This window comes from Brevibacterium sp. JSBI002, from assembly GCF_026013965.1.
Lineage (GTDB): Bacteria > Actinomycetota > Actinomycetes > Actinomycetales > Brevibacteriaceae > Brevibacterium.
The window spans coordinates 3035371-3051318 of record NZ_CP110341.1; the positions used below are offsets into that span (position 1 = coordinate 3035371).

13 protein-coding genes are annotated in these 15948 nt (G+C 66.0%); 7 read left to right on the plus strand and 6 right to left on the minus strand.

Annotation, left to right across the window (positions count from 1 at the left end; genetic code table 11):
- The 5 genes from LJ362_RS13785 to LJ362_RS13805 form a co-directional block, all read right to left on the minus strand.
- Nucleotides 1-498 (minus strand): DUF456 domain-containing protein, encoded by a 498-nt coding sequence (locus LJ362_RS13785; protein WP_264799616.1) that lies wholly within the window; start codon nt 496-498, stop codon nt 1-3.
- A 111-nt stretch (nt 499-609) separates the two neighbouring features.
- On the minus strand, nt 610-1887 hold the full coding sequence (locus LJ362_RS13790; protein WP_264799617.1) for an MFS transporter: 1278 nt from the start codon (nt 1885-1887) through the stop codon (nt 610-612).
- Between the two features lie 8 nt (nt 1888-1895).
- Nucleotides 1896-2855 carry a DUF3027 domain-containing protein gene (locus tag LJ362_RS13795; RefSeq protein ID WP_264799618.1) on the minus strand — a complete coding sequence of 320 codons (960 nt, stop codon included), beginning with the start codon at nt 2853-2855 and terminating at the stop codon, nt 1896-1898.
- Nucleotides 2855-3235: a cold-shock protein gene (locus tag LJ362_RS13800; protein WP_101543626.1), complete on the minus strand. Its 381-nt coding sequence runs from the start codon at nt 3233-3235 to the stop codon at nt 2855-2857. Before LJ362_RS13800 ends, LJ362_RS13795 begins: the two co-directional genes overlap by 1 nt.
- Before the next feature lie 405 nt (nt 3236-3640).
- A complete protein-coding gene (locus LJ362_RS13805) occupies nt 3641-3871 on the minus strand; it encodes a hypothetical protein (RefSeq protein WP_101543627.1) in 231 nt (76 codons plus the stop codon).
- A 73-nt stretch (nt 3872-3944) separates the two neighbouring features.
- Between LJ362_RS13805 and LJ362_RS13810 the strand changes: the two genes are divergently transcribed.
- Both LJ362_RS13810 and LJ362_RS13815 read left to right on the plus strand, forming a co-directional pair.
- Nucleotides 3945-6026 carry a helicase-associated domain-containing protein gene (locus LJ362_RS13810; RefSeq protein WP_264799619.1) on the plus strand — a complete coding sequence of 694 codons (2082 nt, stop codon included), beginning with the start codon at nt 3945-3947 and terminating at the stop codon, nt 6024-6026.
- Between the two features lie 136 nt (nt 6027-6162).
- Nucleotides 6163-7797, plus strand: a complete 1635-nt coding sequence (locus tag LJ362_RS13815; RefSeq protein ID WP_264799620.1) for a DNA repair helicase XPB — start codon at nt 6163-6165, stop codon at nt 7795-7797.
- A gap of 63 nt (nt 7798-7860) precedes the next feature.
- On the opposite strand, the gene LJ362_RS13820 is transcribed toward LJ362_RS13815, so the two are convergent.
- Nucleotides 7861-8832 (minus strand): EamA family transporter, encoded by a 972-nt coding sequence (locus LJ362_RS13820; protein ID WP_264799621.1) that lies wholly within the window; start codon nt 8830-8832, stop codon nt 7861-7863.
- Nucleotides 8833-9092: 260 nt separating this feature from the next.
- Between LJ362_RS13820 and LJ362_RS13825 the strand changes: the two genes are divergently transcribed.
- The 5 genes from LJ362_RS13825 (at nt 9093) to LJ362_RS13845 (ending at nt 15766) form a co-directional block, all read left to right on the plus strand.
- Nucleotides 9093-9692, plus strand: a complete 600-nt coding sequence (locus tag LJ362_RS13825; protein WP_264799622.1) for a CGNR zinc finger domain-containing protein — start codon at nt 9093-9095, stop codon at nt 9690-9692.
- Nucleotides 9693-9707: 15 nt separating this feature from the next.
- Nucleotides 9708-10484 carry a hypothetical protein gene (locus LJ362_RS13830; protein ID WP_264799623.1) on the plus strand — a complete coding sequence of 259 codons (777 nt, stop codon included), beginning with the start codon at nt 9708-9710 and terminating at the stop codon, nt 10482-10484.
- A gap of 216 nt (nt 10485-10700) precedes the next feature.
- The gene (locus tag LJ362_RS13835) at nt 10701-11459 is read left to right on the plus strand and encodes a response regulator transcription factor (RefSeq protein WP_101543636.1); all 759 of its coding nucleotides are present in this window, start codon (nt 10701-10703) and stop codon (nt 11457-11459) included.
- Nucleotides 11460-11489: 30 nt separating this feature from the next.
- Nucleotides 11490-13568 carry a sensor histidine kinase gene (locus LJ362_RS13840; protein WP_264799624.1) on the plus strand — a complete coding sequence of 693 codons (2079 nt, stop codon included), beginning with the start codon at nt 11490-11492 and terminating at the stop codon, nt 13566-13568.
- Nucleotides 13565-15766, plus strand: a complete 2202-nt coding sequence (locus LJ362_RS13845; RefSeq protein WP_264799625.1) for a trypsin-like peptidase domain-containing protein — start codon at nt 13565-13567, stop codon at nt 15764-15766. The genes LJ362_RS13840 and LJ362_RS13845 overlap by 4 nt, the downstream gene beginning before the upstream one ends.
- Nucleotides 15767-15948: the final 182 nt, after the last annotated feature.

A 15948-nucleotide genomic window follows, 5' to 3' on the forward strand; every position in this document is an offset into this window, starting at 1 on the left:
TCAGCCGAAGAAGTGGATGAGCACGCCGATGCCGAAGGTGATGGCGGCGAGCATGGCGAGGATGAACTCGATGGCAGCGCCGAGGCCGATCGCCTTGATCGATTCCCAGCTGGAGTTCCACGCCGTCTTCCCGTCCTTGAGGCGGGCATACACGGCGAGGTAGAGGCCGCCGACGAAGCCGATGGGCAGGCCGAGCACGGGGATGACGAAGAAGCCGATGATGGCGAGCACCCCGCCCAGCAGCACCGAGGAGTTCGGCACCTGCATGGACTTGAGTTTGCGACCGGTGAGCACGAGTGAGGCGCTCATTCCGGCAGCGACGAACACCGCGACGATGGCGAAGATGATCCACGCGGCCGGTCCGCCGATGATGATCGCCCAGACGAGCACCGCGATGGCGATGAGGATCGACCCGGGAAGCACCGGCACGATGATGCCCAGGCAGCCGACGAGGATCGCCAGGCCCACGAGCGCCGAGGTGATGATGTCAGTTGTCACAGTCCGTCCGTTTCCTTTGGGCGACCCTCGAATCCCTCGCCGAGGCGGTCGACCGAAATTCTATGACACGAACCTCCGGGCCCGCCGAGTGCGGAATCTCGCTCGAGCTCGTCAGTGCCCGGTGCCGCCCGGTGGCCTGCCCTGATAGCTCATGTGCAGCCGGATCCGCGACTTCGGGTCCCGGTGGAGGCGCAGATCCTTGGCCGTGATCATCCACAGCAGCCCCACCGCGAAGGCGATGATCCCCGAGGCGGCTCCGACGACGAGTGCCATCCGCGGCCCGAAGGCATCGGCGACCCAGCCGGCCAGCGGTGCCCCGATCGGGGTGCCGCCCATGACGACGGCCGCGTAGATGGCCATGACTCGACCGCGGTAGTTCGGCGCGGTGGTCGTCTGCACATAGGCGTTCGCCGAAGTCATCATCGTCAGCGATGCGAAGCCGACGAACATCAGCGAGGCGGCGAAGAGATAGTAGTTGGGCATCAGCGATGCCACGCCGACGGCGATACCGAATCCGCCGGCGGCGCCGAAGATGAAGCGCAGGCGGGGCTTCTCCCGCCTGGCCGAGGCGAGTGCCCCGGTCACGGACCCGATGGCCATGACGGAGTTGAGCAGACCGAAGCCGCTGGCGTCCTTGCCGAACTCGATCTTCGCCATCGTCGCCGTGTAGATGTTGAAGTTGAATCCGAAGGTCGCGACGATGAACAGCACAACGAGCACGACCGTGATGTCCGGGCGTCTGCGCAGATATTTCAGTCCGCCGAGGACTCCGCCCTTGCCGCGTCGACCGGAAGGATGCAGCTTCGACTTGTCGAGCCGGAGGAGCACCGTGAGCGTCGCTGCGAAGCCGAGGCCGCTGATGAGGAAGACGGGACCGGGGCCGATGACGGCGGTGAGCACACCGGCCACGGCGGGTCCGATCATGCGTGCGCCGTTGAAGGACGCCGAGTTGAGGCTGACGGCGTTCGGCAGCAGCTTCTCACCGACGAGTTCGGAGACGAAGGCCTGCCTGGCCGGGTTGTCCAGGGTCGTGAGCATCCCGAGCGTGAACGCAAGTACGTAGACGTGCCAGAGGACGATGACGTCGGTGATGGTGAGGACGAAGAGGACGAGTCCGATGAATCCCAGCAGCGCCTGAGTGACCATGAGCAGACGCCGTTTGTCGAACTTGTCGACGAGGTTTCCCGCGAACGGGAACATGATCAGCTGCGGTCCCAGCTGCAGCGCCATGGTGAGGCCGAGCGCCGAAGCGTTGTTGTCCGTGAGCATGGTCAGGACGATCCAGTCCTGCGCCGTGCGCTGCATCCATGTCCCGGTGTTGGAGATCAGGGCACCGGCGAACCAGTGCCGGTAGTTCGGCTCCGACAGCGACCGGAACATCTGGGACATCGAGTGGTTCAGCCCTCCTGGAACTCGAGCTCGCCGGAGTAGTCGTCGACGACGGCTTCAGCAGGCTCGTTGTTCGGCCGTCTCACATCGGTCTCCGAATGCGCACCGCATCCGGATTCGAGTCCGACCACGCGACCGTCGAACGGCGACCACGCATTGGCGCAGACCCCGAACTTCTGGCGCAGCGATCCGGCGATCGGCATGAGGTAGCCGCAGCTGCCGCAGTGTCCGGCCGCGCGTGAGGCGAACTCGCTGTCGGGTCCGGCATCGGATTCCGACCATCGGCTCGCGGCCGCGCTCAGCCCGTCGGAGGAGAGCACGCGTTCACGACCGAGACCGAATTCGAAGTTCTGGATCTGGTCGATGTTGTCCGCCGAGTTGTCCTCGGTCTGTTGGAAGCCCGGCTGCAGGTTCGGGTCCTGGTCGAGCTTCGGCAGGGTGTCCCGCGGGCCCATATCGCCGGGTTCGAGTCGTTCCTCCCACGGCACCCATTCGGGGGCGACGAGAGCATCGGGACCGGGCAGCAGCGCGGTTTCGCAGACCGTGACCTTCTTCGCGCGCGGAGCGCGGGCGAGCACGGCCACCCACCGCCAACCGCGGTAGGTCGGGTCGGTGCACACGAAGTAGTGGGTGACGAGGCGGGTCGCCTCGGCCACCGCGCCCAGGTGTTCGCCGACGACGGCAGTGCCGGCCACCTCGGTGATGGCGGTGCGGGCGATGTCGATCGCCGCGGCCAGCTGGGTGTCGAGGACGACCTTCTCCGTGCCCGATCGCGGACGACCAGTCTTCGATGCCTTCGCCGAGGCGGCCGTGCCGGAATCCGCGGCGACCGCACTTCCAGCGGCGGTCGATTCGCCCGCAGCGGCGGGCGCATCGCTGCCCGGGGCCGCCTCGGTGGTCTGTTCGGCGTCGTTCTCGGCGGGCGCGGCGGTCTGCCGGGCCAGCCAATCACTGAACAGTGATGACATCAGGACTCCAAATCGTCGGCAATCGCCCGCAGCAGGCTGGCGACCTTGTTCCCATGGGTGGGGTCCGGGTAACGGCCGTGCTGCAGTCCGTTGTTGAGGTCATCCAAAACTTTGATGACATCTTCAACCATAACTGCCATGTCCACGGCCGGACGTCGGCGGGCCTTGGCGACTTTGCCGGGAGTGGTGATCGGGCGGGCCTTGAGCACCTGCGCTCCGCGGCGGGAATCGACGACATCGTATTCGAGCCGGGTGCCCTTGGTGACTTCGACTCCCTCGGGCAGCACGGAGGAATGGAGGAAGGCCTGCGAGCCGTCCTCGGCGATGACGAAGCCGAAGCCCTTGTCGGCATCGAACCATTTCACGCGTCCGGTGGGCATGATGTCCTTTCTGTCTGTTCGTACCCGCTGAGGCGGGCTGATCGTACGGTGCCCGCAGGTGCGGGCTGTGTGTCGGTCGGCTGCGGAGTCGGATTCCGCGGCCGGGAAGCTGGTCGGGTGGTGTGGTCGCTGTGCTCGTTCGTCCTCATCGCCGTCGGTCGGACCATGCCGGCTGCGGGACCGAGGGCATCGAATCGGCGCTATGATCCCTGACTCTCACCGATCTGTGAAGGTCACGTGCACGGTGGCGGCGAGCGCCTAGTCGGCGGCGGGAGATCACGGGTGCGTGCACAACTGGGTGGTCGGCCGCCTCGGCGAGGTGGGGATCCGCGCCCTTCGATCACACTGTGCGGGTGGGACTCATGCCCGTACCCGAACCTGCGGGGTGAGGCATGAGTGATGGTTTCAGCGGTGGCCCACCCCGGTCTGTCTGCGTCGGATGGCGGCTCGGATCATGGCCACGCAGGCGAGGATGACGGCGATGGGCACGAGGATCATGGGCAGGTAGGTCAGCAGCGGACTGGGGGTGAGTCCCATCCAGGCCTGGCCGAGGACGCCGATGAGGCCGAGCGCCCCGATGGCTGCGGCGGCAACCGCGGCGACGACGATGGTCGTGTCGACTCGAGTGGCTGACAATGCGCGTCCTTCCGTCCGATCTCTGATCCTTCTCTGCACCTCCATTGTACCCCTCGCGATAGACTGATCTGCGATGTCAATGACCTTCAGCCAGTGGCTGTCCCACAGTGCAGATGCCGACTTCGAGTCCTTCGTCCGGACCCGTCGCGACCTCCTCCAACCCGAGTCCCCGACGATGGCGGCGCTGGCCGCGGCCGCGTCCTCGCGCATCGGGGTCTCCCGCGGCATCGAAGCTCTCGATGCGCAGTCGCTCGAGGTCTTCATCGCCTTGGCCAAGGCGGCCCGGACGACGCCGGAGATCAAGATCACGGGCAATCCGCATATCGATCCCGCCCTCGCCGAGGCGGCCCTGCCCCGACTGCGCGACCTCGGCCTGGCATGGCCGGCAGGTGGGGATGGGAACTGGCGGATCCAGTCCGAGGCCATCACCCTGCTGCCGACTTCGGCGGCCGAATCCGCCCGGGCCTACCCGTGGCAGATCGACGGGTCCGCGATCGATTCGTCCACGGCCACGATCGGCCAGCCGCTCATCCACAACAGCGAACAGGCCGCCGTGGCCGAGGGGATCTCGTCCCTGCGCGGACTCGTCGATGAACTCGCCGCCTCCCCGATCTCCCGGCTGACCAGCGGCGGCATCTCGAAACGGGACGTCTCCCGACTCGCCCGCACCCTCGAACTGGGACTCGAGCAGACGATCACCCTGCTGCAGGCGGCGAAGTCGCTGCACCTCATCGGAGTCCTCGACGATGCCCTCGATCCGCAATGGACGGCCGCCGATGACGCCGATTCCGCCCTCGCCGGAGACCGTGCCGAACTGTGGGCGGCACTAGTCGGGGCATGGCTGCGCGAACTGCTCGACGTCACGCAGCTGGCGGCGGGGACGAGCGAGAACGAACGCCTCACCGTGCTCGCCACCCCGAAGAAGTCCCTGTTCAAAGGGTACGGGCTGTCGGTGCCGGCGATGCCGCTCCTTCGCTTCGCCGTGCTCTCCGTCCTCCACGACATCGGTCTGGGCTCGGCACGGTCGGCCGGGTGGATCCATGCCGAGGTGCTGCGTCGGCATCCGCTGCTGCCGGCGCACGAATTCGCAATGACCGAGGCCGTTCTCCACACCTGTGTGAGCTTCGGGTTGGCGACGACTCCGCTGCAGGAGCCGGATCATTTCGGCCCGAGCCGGTTCGGACTCCGACTGGCCGCCGGACTGGATCGGGCGATGGCCGAGCATGCCGAGCAGGACCCCTCGATCCTGCCCCTGGGCGTGTCCGTCGAGGCCCTGACCGTGCCCGGGGATGTCATCGCCGCAGTCACCGAGGGGCTGGGGGCCGAGGTCGACACAGTGCTCATCCAGTCCGATCTCACCGCCGTGGCCACCGGACCGATCGAACCGCGGGTCCACCATATTCTGCGCAAGTACGCCGTCGTCGAGGCCCGCGGTCAGGGCACCGTCTACCGCATCGACGCCGAGACCATCGAGGACACGATGCAGGCCGGGCTCACCCCGGAGGAGGCGTTGGCCGAACTCGCCGAGATCAGTGCCGAAGAGCTGCCGTCGACGCTGGAGTTCCTCGTGCAGAACACGGCTTCGAAGCTGCGTCGAGTGCGGGTGGCAGGTGCCAGGGCGGTGCTCATCGTCGACGACCCGGTCGACCTCGATGTCATCCTCTCCGATCAGGCCATGATGCCGGCCGGTCTCGAACGTCTGGCTCCGACCGTGGCGATCGCTCAGCTGGGCCCGGAGCGAACGATGCACCTGCTCGAGGCCGGGGATCACCATGCTCTGCTGCATGCGGCGGCCGGACCCGTGCGCAAACGCCGGGTGATCACCGAATCGGAACCCGAGGTCAGCGTGAGGCGACGTCCGCGGGTCAGTGACGGCCACCTCGGCGAATATATTCGGATCCTGCGGTCCGCACCGGCGGCGGCCGCCCAGGTGAGCACGGATGAGCCTTTGGGGCATATGGATCGGCTGCGGGAAGCGGCGGAGGCGAAGCGTCGCGTGCTCATTCGGATCGCGGATTCCCACGGCAAGGAACGGACGATCGAGATGCTGCCGGCCACCCTCAACGCCGGCCGCGTCCGCGGAGTGGTGACGACCACCGGCGCCGAGGCCTCCCTGTCCGTCGCCCGCATCGTCTCCGTCGACCCCTCCCCCTAATTGCTACCTGACGGCGTCCCAGCTACCTGGCGCCAGGTTGCTGCGCCCCCGACAGGTAGCTCGGAGCGGGAACAATCGGGGTGATGGACGTGTTGTGTCCTCTGGTGTCATCACACTTCGGGAAGGGAAGTATTGAATGAATGGTCCGTTGATCGTGCAGTCCGATCGGACTGTGCTGCTGGAATCGGGACATCCCCTGGCCGTCGAGGCGGCCGTGGCGATCGCCCCGTTCGCGCAGCTGTCGCGGACCCCGGAGTACATCCACACCTATGAGATCACTCCGCTGGGGCTGTGGAACGCTCGCGCCAGCGGCCATGATGCCGAATCCGTCGTCGACGTGCTCCTCGAATTCGCGAAGTACCCGGTCCCGCACGAACTCCTCGTCGACATCGTCGACATCATGGACCGTTTCGGTGTGCTCACGCTCATCGACCATCCGATCCACGGTCTGACCCTGACGTCAACGGAGACGGGACTGCTCGATGAGCTTGTCGGTCAGCCCGATCTCGTCGGCAAGTTCGGCAAACGCATCGATGCCGAATCCGTCCTCGTCCATCCTTCCGAACGTGGTGAGCTGAAACACGCACTGCTGCAACTGGGACACCCGGTGTCCGACCACGCCGGCTATGTCGACGGCGAAGCCCACGAGATCTCACTGTCCGATGATGCCCACGGCGGTCAATGGCACCTGCGCGACTACCAGAGGCAGGCGATCGACCAGTCGCTGTCCGGTGAGTCCGGGGTCGTCGTTCTGCCGTGCGGTGCCGGGAAGACAGTCGTCGGTGTGGCCACCATGTCGCGGGTGCAGACGACGACGCTCATCCTCGTGACGAACTCGGTCTCGGCGAAGCAGTGGAAGGACGAGATCCTGCGCCGCACCACCCTGACCGAAGACGAAGTCGGCGAATATTCGGGATCGACGAAGGAAATCCGCCCGATCACCATCGCCACCTACCAGGTGCTCACCACCCGGAGGAAGGGCTCGTACCTCCACCTTGAACTCCTCGATGCCAAGGACTGGGGCCTGGTCATCTACGACGAGGTGCACCTCTTGCCAGCACCGATCTTCCGGCTGACCGCAAGCCTCCAGGCACGTCGTCGCCTCGGCCTGACCGCGACGCTGGTGCGTGAGGACGGACGCGAGGACGAGGTGTTCTCCCTCATCGGACCCAAGCAGTACGAAGTGCCGTGGAAGGAACTCGAACGGCTCGGGTATATCGCCTCGGCCTCCTGTCATGAAGTCCGCGTCCGCCTCGACGGCGGAACCCGAACCGCGTATGCCCGCGCCGACGGCGAGGACCGATACCGGCTGGCCGCGACATCGGATGCGAAGCTGCCGATCGTCTCCGAACTCGTCGCCGATCATCCGGATGCGCAGATCCTCGTCATCGGTCAGTATCTCGATCAGCTCGAGGAGATCGGAGCCGAACTCGGTGCGCCCGTGCTCACCGGGCAGACCCCGGAATCGGTGCGCCAGGAGCTCTTCCGCGAGTTCCGGTCCGGGGAGATTCCCGTGCTTGTGGTCTCGAAGGTCGCGAACTTCTCCGTCGATCTGCCGGCCGCCTCGGTGGCGATCCAGGTCTCCGGAGCCTTCGGGTCCCGGCAGGAGGAGGCCCAGCGCCTCGGACGGATTCTGCGTCCGAAGGAAGACCAGGGTTCGGCCACGTTCTACACGGTCGTCGCCGCCGATACCGTCGATGAGCATTTTGCCGCTCAGCGCCGCCGCTTCCTCACCGAGCAGGGCTACAGCTACAGCATCGAAGTCCGCTGACACTCCCCTCAATTGCTACCTGACGGCGGCTCAGCAACCTGGCGCCAGGTTGCTGAGCCGCCGTCAGGTAGTAATTAGGGAAGTTGTGTTTGCGTCGGACTTGGCGACTACCTCGCGGCGGGCGACGCGGCGTGCCAGGCGGGACTCGCCCCACTTGATGAAGCCGACGCCGCCGAGGATGAAGACTCCGCCGAAGAGCTGGATCGGGGCGGGCATCTCGAAGAGAACCAGCCAGGCGACGATGACGGAGAACGGGACCTCGACGAGGTTGACGAACGATCCGACCGTCGCCCCGACATAGCGCAGACCGAGGATCCCGGTGATGTAGGCGCCGACCGTGAAGACGACGATCATCGCCATCGGCACGACCCACGACATCGGCACCCCGCCGAAGTCGACATCCGCCGTCACCGCGTTCCACGGCATGATGCCGGCGAGCACGATGGCCGACATCGCCAGCGCCCCGATGCCCATGCCCAGACCGGTCAGCGCCACCGGCGGGATCGTGATCGTGTCCTTCGCAGAGACGAGGAAGTAGCTGGCCAGGCAGACCGCGGCAGCCATGGCCATGACCACGCCGAAGATGCTGATCGACGATCCGCGCAGATTGAGCACGAGCAGGAGGCCGATCATGGAGACGATGACACCGATGAATGTCACGGTCGCCGGCCGGGTCCGGGTCCGCGCCCAGATCCAGAAGACGATGAGCATCGGCGCGGTCATCTCCAGCAGCAGCGCCACGGCCACGGTGAGGTGTTCGACGGCGACGAAGTAGAACCCCTGAACGCCGGCCATCGAGACCAGGCCGTAGGTGACGACGGTGCGCCAGTGCGTGAGCACTTCGCCCCAGCGTCCGCGCAGGGCGATGAGGGTGGGGATGAGCAGCAGGACTGCGGATCCGGCCAAGCGGATGAGCACCACCGCGCCGGGCGTCCACCCGATCGCATACATCGTCTTCGCGATCGGCCCCGACACCGCGAAGAAGAACGCGGAGGCAAGAGTGAGCAGGAACCCTGCGATGACGGTGCGATTCATTCCTGACCTCCTGATGTGGTGAAACGTTGAGTGGCGTACAAGGACAGACGTCCCCGAGGTGGTGGTGCGGTGTTGAGTCGGTGGAGCGACGCTGAGTGGATGTTGCGGTGGCGGATCATCCCCTCGCCGAGGCGGTCCGACGATTGCCGGTTCCCCTCGCCGAGGCGCTCCGATGGCTGCCGGTTTCAGTATCGGCCCTGAAATTGAAATGGGTCAAGTGCATTTTGGTCCTTACATCCTGTGGCAGAATGTTATTCACCATGGCTTTCATCTACGACATTCGCGCGAACCTCACGATGCTCGTCGACCTGCTCAACACCTCCGGTGACATCACGGACGGCGGCGACGAGCTGACGACAACCGCAAAACTCCGCGAATTTGCGGCCCGGCACGACTTCTCCGGACCCTTGACCGCCACCAGAAGCGACGTCGACGAGACCCTGGAGCTGCGCCGCAGATTCGCCGCAGCACTGGACGCGAGCATCGACGCCGAGACGGATGATGAGGTCGAAGCGGGGGCGGTCGCGGTCGTCGATGAGATCAATCTCACACTGAGCGACTCGGGTTCCGTGCCGCAATTGGTCAAACATGACAACTGGGACTGGCACCTGCACGCCACCGGCGCTCAAGCCAGCCTCGCGGATCGAGTTGCCGCCGATGTCGCCCTGGTCCTCATCGACCTCATCCGCTCCGGCGACCTCGACCGGCTCGGGCGCTGCGCCGCCGAGGACTGCCGCGCCTACCTCGCCGACTTCAGCCGCAATCGTTCGAAGCGCTTCTGCGATACCGGCAGCTGCGCCACCCGCACTCATGTTGCGGCGTTCCGCGCCCGCCATTCCGACGCCGACTCCCACAACTGACCCGAGGAGCCGCCCATGTCACTTCAGCCCTTGCACATCACCGCCGGACGCAAGCTCGCCGCCGGCCTAGCAGGCATCATCACCATGTCCGTCACGCTGACATCTGGGTTCGCCATTGCGGCGCTGGCTTTGCTTCCTGCGGGCCCCGGAGGATTGCTGAGCGAAAAGACGCTCTTCAGCGCCATCGCGGTCATTGTGGCCATCGCCTCTGTCACCGCCAGTTTTCTGCTCGTGCTCGCAGCCCTCGGCCGCTTCCGCACCGGCGGCAGCCTCTCTCGCTTTTTCCGATACCAACTGGCAGCGCTCGGATCCGGCGGCGGGCTCGGCCTCGGCTTCGCTCCAGCCATGACGGACGCGGCTCCCGTCTGGTGGGTGGTTGCGATCGCCGCCGGTGTCGGACTCATCGCCGTCTCCCTGCTCGCATTCCGCAAGGCCCGTTATCCGATCCTCGACCGCCCACCCCACCCCAATGTCGCCCTCGCAGAGGGAAGAGTCATCGACTACTCGGCACAGGCCCAGTCGAGGGGCCCAACCCTGACCGTTGTTCATTTCGTCGACAACAACGGCAGGGACCGCTGGGCCCGTCACCTCGTCCAGCAGGACCCGTCGATGCGGGGCACTGTCGGCCAGGTGGTCTATGACCGCCAACGCCCTGAGCGGGTTCGGCGTTTCGCCGTCACCCAGCAGCTCTTCGACCTCCGCCCACCTCGTGAGATCCGCGAGAATCCGACATCCCGGTCGGGCACCGTCTTCCCGATGCCTCCCGGACCCCGCCCGCCGCGCCCACTGTGAGCTGAACCCATCCACCCACCGCCGCGTCGGCGAGCATTTCTGAACGCAAGCTGGTCACAGCCACATCTTTCACTGAAATCGCGCTTTCGTTCCTGAGAACGAATGCCCGACCCAGGACCCAAAAGGACTTTCCTGAGAGTTCTCCAGTGACGCATGACACATTCGCATTCAGCTGACCTCCAGCCCACTCCCAGAAATGGGTCTCAGACTGGAGCCATGACTACAGCACAGAACGACACCGACATCGAAGCCACCCTGCTCGTTGTCGATGATGAGCCCAATATCCGCGAACTCCTGTCCACCAGTCTCCGCTTCGCCGGCTTCGACGTCGTCTCTGCCGCAAACGGCGCCGAGGCGCTGCGCCTGGCCGAGCAGACCGAGGTCGACCTCCTCGTCCTCGACGTCATGCTCCCGGACATGGACGGCTTCACCGTCACCCGCCGTCTGCGCCAGATCGGGATGAACGCCCCCGTCGTGTTCCTCACCGCCCGCGACGACACCTCGGACAAGATCACCGGCCTGACCGTCGGCGGTGACGACTATGTGACGAAGCCCTTCAGCCTCGAAGAGGTCGTCGCCCGCATCCGCGCCGTCCTCCGCCGCACCCGCAACCTCGAAGACGAGGAGAACGCCGTCATCGTGGCAGGCGACCTCGAACTCGACGACGATACCCACGAGGTCCGCCGCTCCGGCATCCTCATCGACCTCTCCCCCACCGAGTTCAAGCTGCTGCGCTACCTCATGCTGAATACGAACCGCGTGCTGTCGAAGTCGCAGATCCTCGACCACGTGTGGGAATACGACTTCGGCGGAGACACCGGAATCGTGGAGTCCTATATCTCCTACCTGCGCCGCAAGATCGACGTCACCCCGGAGACGGATGCCGCCGGCCACCCCGTCGAGATGGAGTGGACGCCGATGATCCAGACCAAGCGCGGGGTCGGCTACATGCTGCGCACACCGGAATCCAAGTAGTCGTCCATGCAAGGACGATAGATTACATACGTGGCAATAGAATCCCGTCCCTCCCGTCCCGGCTTCTGGGAAGAATGGTCTCTGACCACCAAGCTGCTGGCCATCATGATGCTGCTCATGCTGCTCGTCCTCACGGGGACGAGCGCTTGGGTGTTGGAGAACCTGCGCGACAGCCTCGTCCAGCGCACCGATGAACGACTCATCAGCGCCTCCGAGACCCTGGCGAAGCAGGCCTACCAAGATGTGTTCCAGAAGGCCGAACTCCAGTCCGGGGACGACGACGCCGAGGATGCGCCGTCGTCGACGACGATCGATTCGAATTCCTGGGATCAGCTCAAGAGCCTCCTGCCGGGTGGATTCTATGTGCAGTTCTACAACACGGACGGGGATCCGATCCGCGACCCCGTCGCCCCGGAGCCGCAGAACCATCCGATCCTGCCGAAGATCAACGAGAAGGAAGTCTATTCCCGAGGCGGCGAGCCCTTCACCGTCGCCGGAACGAGCTCGCAGTGGCGAGCACGAGCGATGAAGGTGAAGAACACCGACGTGCTCGTGTCCATCGCGGTGCCCTTCGACCGCGAGGTCGACAACATCAACGAGCGGGCCCGGAACACGATGATCGGCATCGGCCTGTTGGCCCTGGCGATGGTCGCCGGAGTCGGCTATTGGGCGATCAACAACACGTTCCGGCCGCTGCGCGATATCGAGAAGACCGCCTCCCGCATCGCCGCCGGCGACCTGTCCCAACGTGTGCCCAGCTATCCGCGCAACACCGAGCTCGGGCGGCTGTCGGCGGCGCTGAATACGATGCTTGGACGCATCGAGGACTCCTTCGACGGGCAGACCCGCTCGGAGAAGCGCATCCGCCAGTTCGTCTCCGACGCCTCGCACGAGCTGCGCACGCCTCTGGTCACGATCCGCGGTTATGCGGAGCTGTACCGGCAGGGTGCGATCACGAAGTCCGAGGACGTGGCCAATGCGATGGAGCGGATGGAGTCCGAGGCCAAGCGCATGGGCGTCCTCGTCGACGATCTCGTCGTCCTGGCCAGGCTCGACGAGCAGCGTGCCGCCGAGATCGGTCCGGTCGATCTGCACAAGGTCGTCCGCGATGCCGCCGCCGATGCCGCGGCACAGGCCCCGGACCGCGATATCAGCTTCATCGGACTCGACGGTGAGGATGCCCAACCCGTGCCGATGATCCGCGGATCCGAATCGAAGATCCGCCAGGTCATCGTCAACCTTGCCGGCAACGCCGTGCGGCACACCCCCGAGCATGCGGCGATCGAATTTGCCGTCGGCGTCGTCGGTCTCCCCGAGTCGGTCGACCCCGATTCCGCAGACACCGGCGAGATCCGTGAGAGCGGCGCCCGCGGCCAGAACGGTCGCAATGGTGCGAAGAACGGGGCGAAGGACAAACCCCGTGAACGCGGGTTCGTCACCGGTGGGGTCCGCATCTTCCGCCGAGGCGACTCTGCCGGACACGACCAAGCCGACACCCAGCCAAACCCCCGGACCGCCGCTCAGTCCCCGGCCAAGCCCGACCGTCAGGTCGGGCCCGAGAGTCAGGCGCCGAATGCGGAGCAGGGAGAGGGGCAGCACAACGGGCAGCTCAGGACACCGTCCGGATCGCAGTCGGCGCAACCCTCCGATTCTCAGAATTCCGAACCGCAGAATGGTGCAGCGGCCGACTCCCAGACTGCGGCGCAGTCCGCATCACCAGCCGAGTCCCAATCCGGGCCTCAGTCCAAGGCTCCCGAGCCGGCGAACATCGTCCCCGATGTCACTGCGGCCGGATCGATCACGGTCGATGAGTCACTGCGAGGATTCCCCAACGGCAGGGTCCGCTTCGAGGTCAGGGACCACGGCGACGGCATCGACCCCGAGGTGGTTCCGCGCATCTTCGAGCGCTTCTACCGCCTCGACGTGTCCCGGACCAGGGACACCGGCGGATCCGGACTCGGGCTGTCGATCGTCAAGGCGATCGTGGAGAACCACCATGGTGCGATCTCCGTCCACGAAACTCCGGGCGGCGGTGCGACGTTCCGCATCGACCTGCCCATCTCCGACAACGGCGAAACCACTGCGGACACGCGAAAGGATGAGCGATGAACGAGAACACCGACCCTCAGAATCCGGATGAGGTGTCCCGCAGCTCCCGATCGGATGATCAGACACCGCGTCCGTCGGGAAATCAGGGCAGCGGTTCCGCCGCCGGGGGACGTCGCAGCCCATCGGCCGGTGGCTACCGCGGGTCCGGAGCCGAGGTTCCGCGCACCTTCCCGTCCCAGCCCAACGGCCCTGCACGCGTCAGTCCACCGGTCGCACCGCCCGAGAGACGCCCCGACGTTCCGTCGACTCAGGCGCAGAGCCCTGTGGACGGATCCCCTCACCGAGGCGGCTCCCCCTCCCAGCAGCCGTCCCCCTACCAGCCCGGTGGGCAGCAGGACGGATACGCCGGCGAACGACACGACGGACAGTCGGGTCAGCCAGCCGACCAACAGGGACGCCCCCAGCAGTCGTCGCCGTATCAGCCGAACGGGCAGCAGCACTCTTCGCACCAGCCGGGCAGCCAACGGCAGGGCGGTCAGCCGGGCTATCCAGGACACCAGAGCGCCCAGGGCGATTTCGGCAATCAGCCGCAGCCTGATCGGCAGAACGTCCAGCCGAATCAGCCTCATCCCCGTACCCCGTACGGTCAGCCCCAGCAGAATGGGCCTCAGTCGCATCAGGGCCAGAACAACGCCAGACAGAACAGCACTGGCTCGACTGCTGGCGGAACCGGAGCCGCAGCAGGAACCGGAGCCGCAGCAGGAGCTGGCGCCGCGGCAGGAGCCGGAGCAGCAGCTGCCGGCGCTGGGTCCTATCACGCCGGAGCGAACTCTCAGCAGACAGGTTCCGCCGGCTACCCGGGCGCTCCCGGCAACCCGAACGATCCCCAGAACCCCCAAGGTCCCGGGTACCCGAACGCTCCGGGCCAACAGCCTGGTTCTGTTCAGCAGGTCGCTTCGAACCAGCACAACGCTCCCGGCCAGCCCACCGGCTCCAACGCCTATTCGGCCGCACATGGCTCGGGCCCCTATTCCTCGGAATTCTCAGCCGTCGGTTCCCAGCCCGGGCCCGGTGGCCCGGGAGATCCCAACGGACCCGGTGGTCCGGTCGGGCCGGACGGGTTCGGTCCGTACGGAGCTCAGCAGCCGGCTCGGCGAGAGAAGAAAGGACCCGGCTGGGGTGCGACGATCGCGATCGGCCTGGTGGCCGCGCTCCTCGGTGGGGCTCTCGCGTTCGGAGGGAACTATGCGCTCTCGGCGCTGCAGCAGGACGAACCGCGCAAGGTCGCCGAGGAGACGATCGAGACCCCCGATTGGACGCAGGTCGCAGAGAAGACCTCGGACAGTGTGATGTCGATCCAGGTCGGCACTCGAGGCCAGGTCCAGGGGCTCGGCTCGGGTGCGCTGTACGACGATCAGGGCCACGTCATCACGAACAACCACGTCGTCGCACCGGCGGACACCCCCGACGGCGAGATCGCCGTGACCATGAAGAACGGCGAGACGACGGAGGCGAAGATCGTCGGCCGCGATCCCTCGACCGATATCGCCGTCATCAAGCTCGAACAGGTGCCCGACGGGGTGAAACCACTGGTCATCGGCGATTCGAAAAAGCTGACCGTGGGCGATCCAGTGATGGCCCTGGGCAACCCCCTCGGTCTGGCCAACACCGTGACCACCGGCATCGTCTCCGCCCTCGACCGTCCGGTGTCGACGGAGAACATCGGCGAGGATGCCTCCTCGCAGGAGAAGGAGATGACGATCACGAACGCCATCCAGACCGATGCGGCGATCAACCCCGGCAACTCGGGCGGACCGCTGGTCAATGGTGATGGTCAGTTCATCGGCGTGAACTCGGCGGCGGCATCGCTGAGCCAGGGCGAGGGAGGTCAGTCCGGATCGATCGGCATCGGATTCGCGATCCCCGCGAACCAGGCCGTGATGATCGCCGACCAGCTCATCTCCTCCGGCAAGGCCCAGCACCCGTTCCTCGGCATCACTCTCACCGACGGGCACATCAACAGCGGCGGGATCAGCCGCGGCAGCGCCAAGGTGCAGTCCGTGGCAAGCGGATCCCCTGCGGCCAAGGCCGGAATCAAGGACGGAGACGACATCATCGAGGTGGCCGGAACCAAGGTGAACAACGCCATCGCCCTGCGCGCTCTCGTCCGCGCCCAGCCGGTGAACACTCCGGTCGAGGTCACCGTGGTCCGGGGAGGAAAGGAACAGAAGCTCGACGTCACGCTCGTGCTGCAGTAGGCAAGTCGCCGAGGCGGTTCTCTGCTGCAGCGGTCAGCCGCCCGAACGTCCACCACTCAAGCGTCCGCGCTTGGGGATCCGGTCGTGACTGAGCCACCTGGAGGGTGTGGACAGCAGAACGCTGTCCACACCCTCAGTTTCTGCTCTTCCCCTCCTCTGCCGCGTCAGCCGACACTGATGTC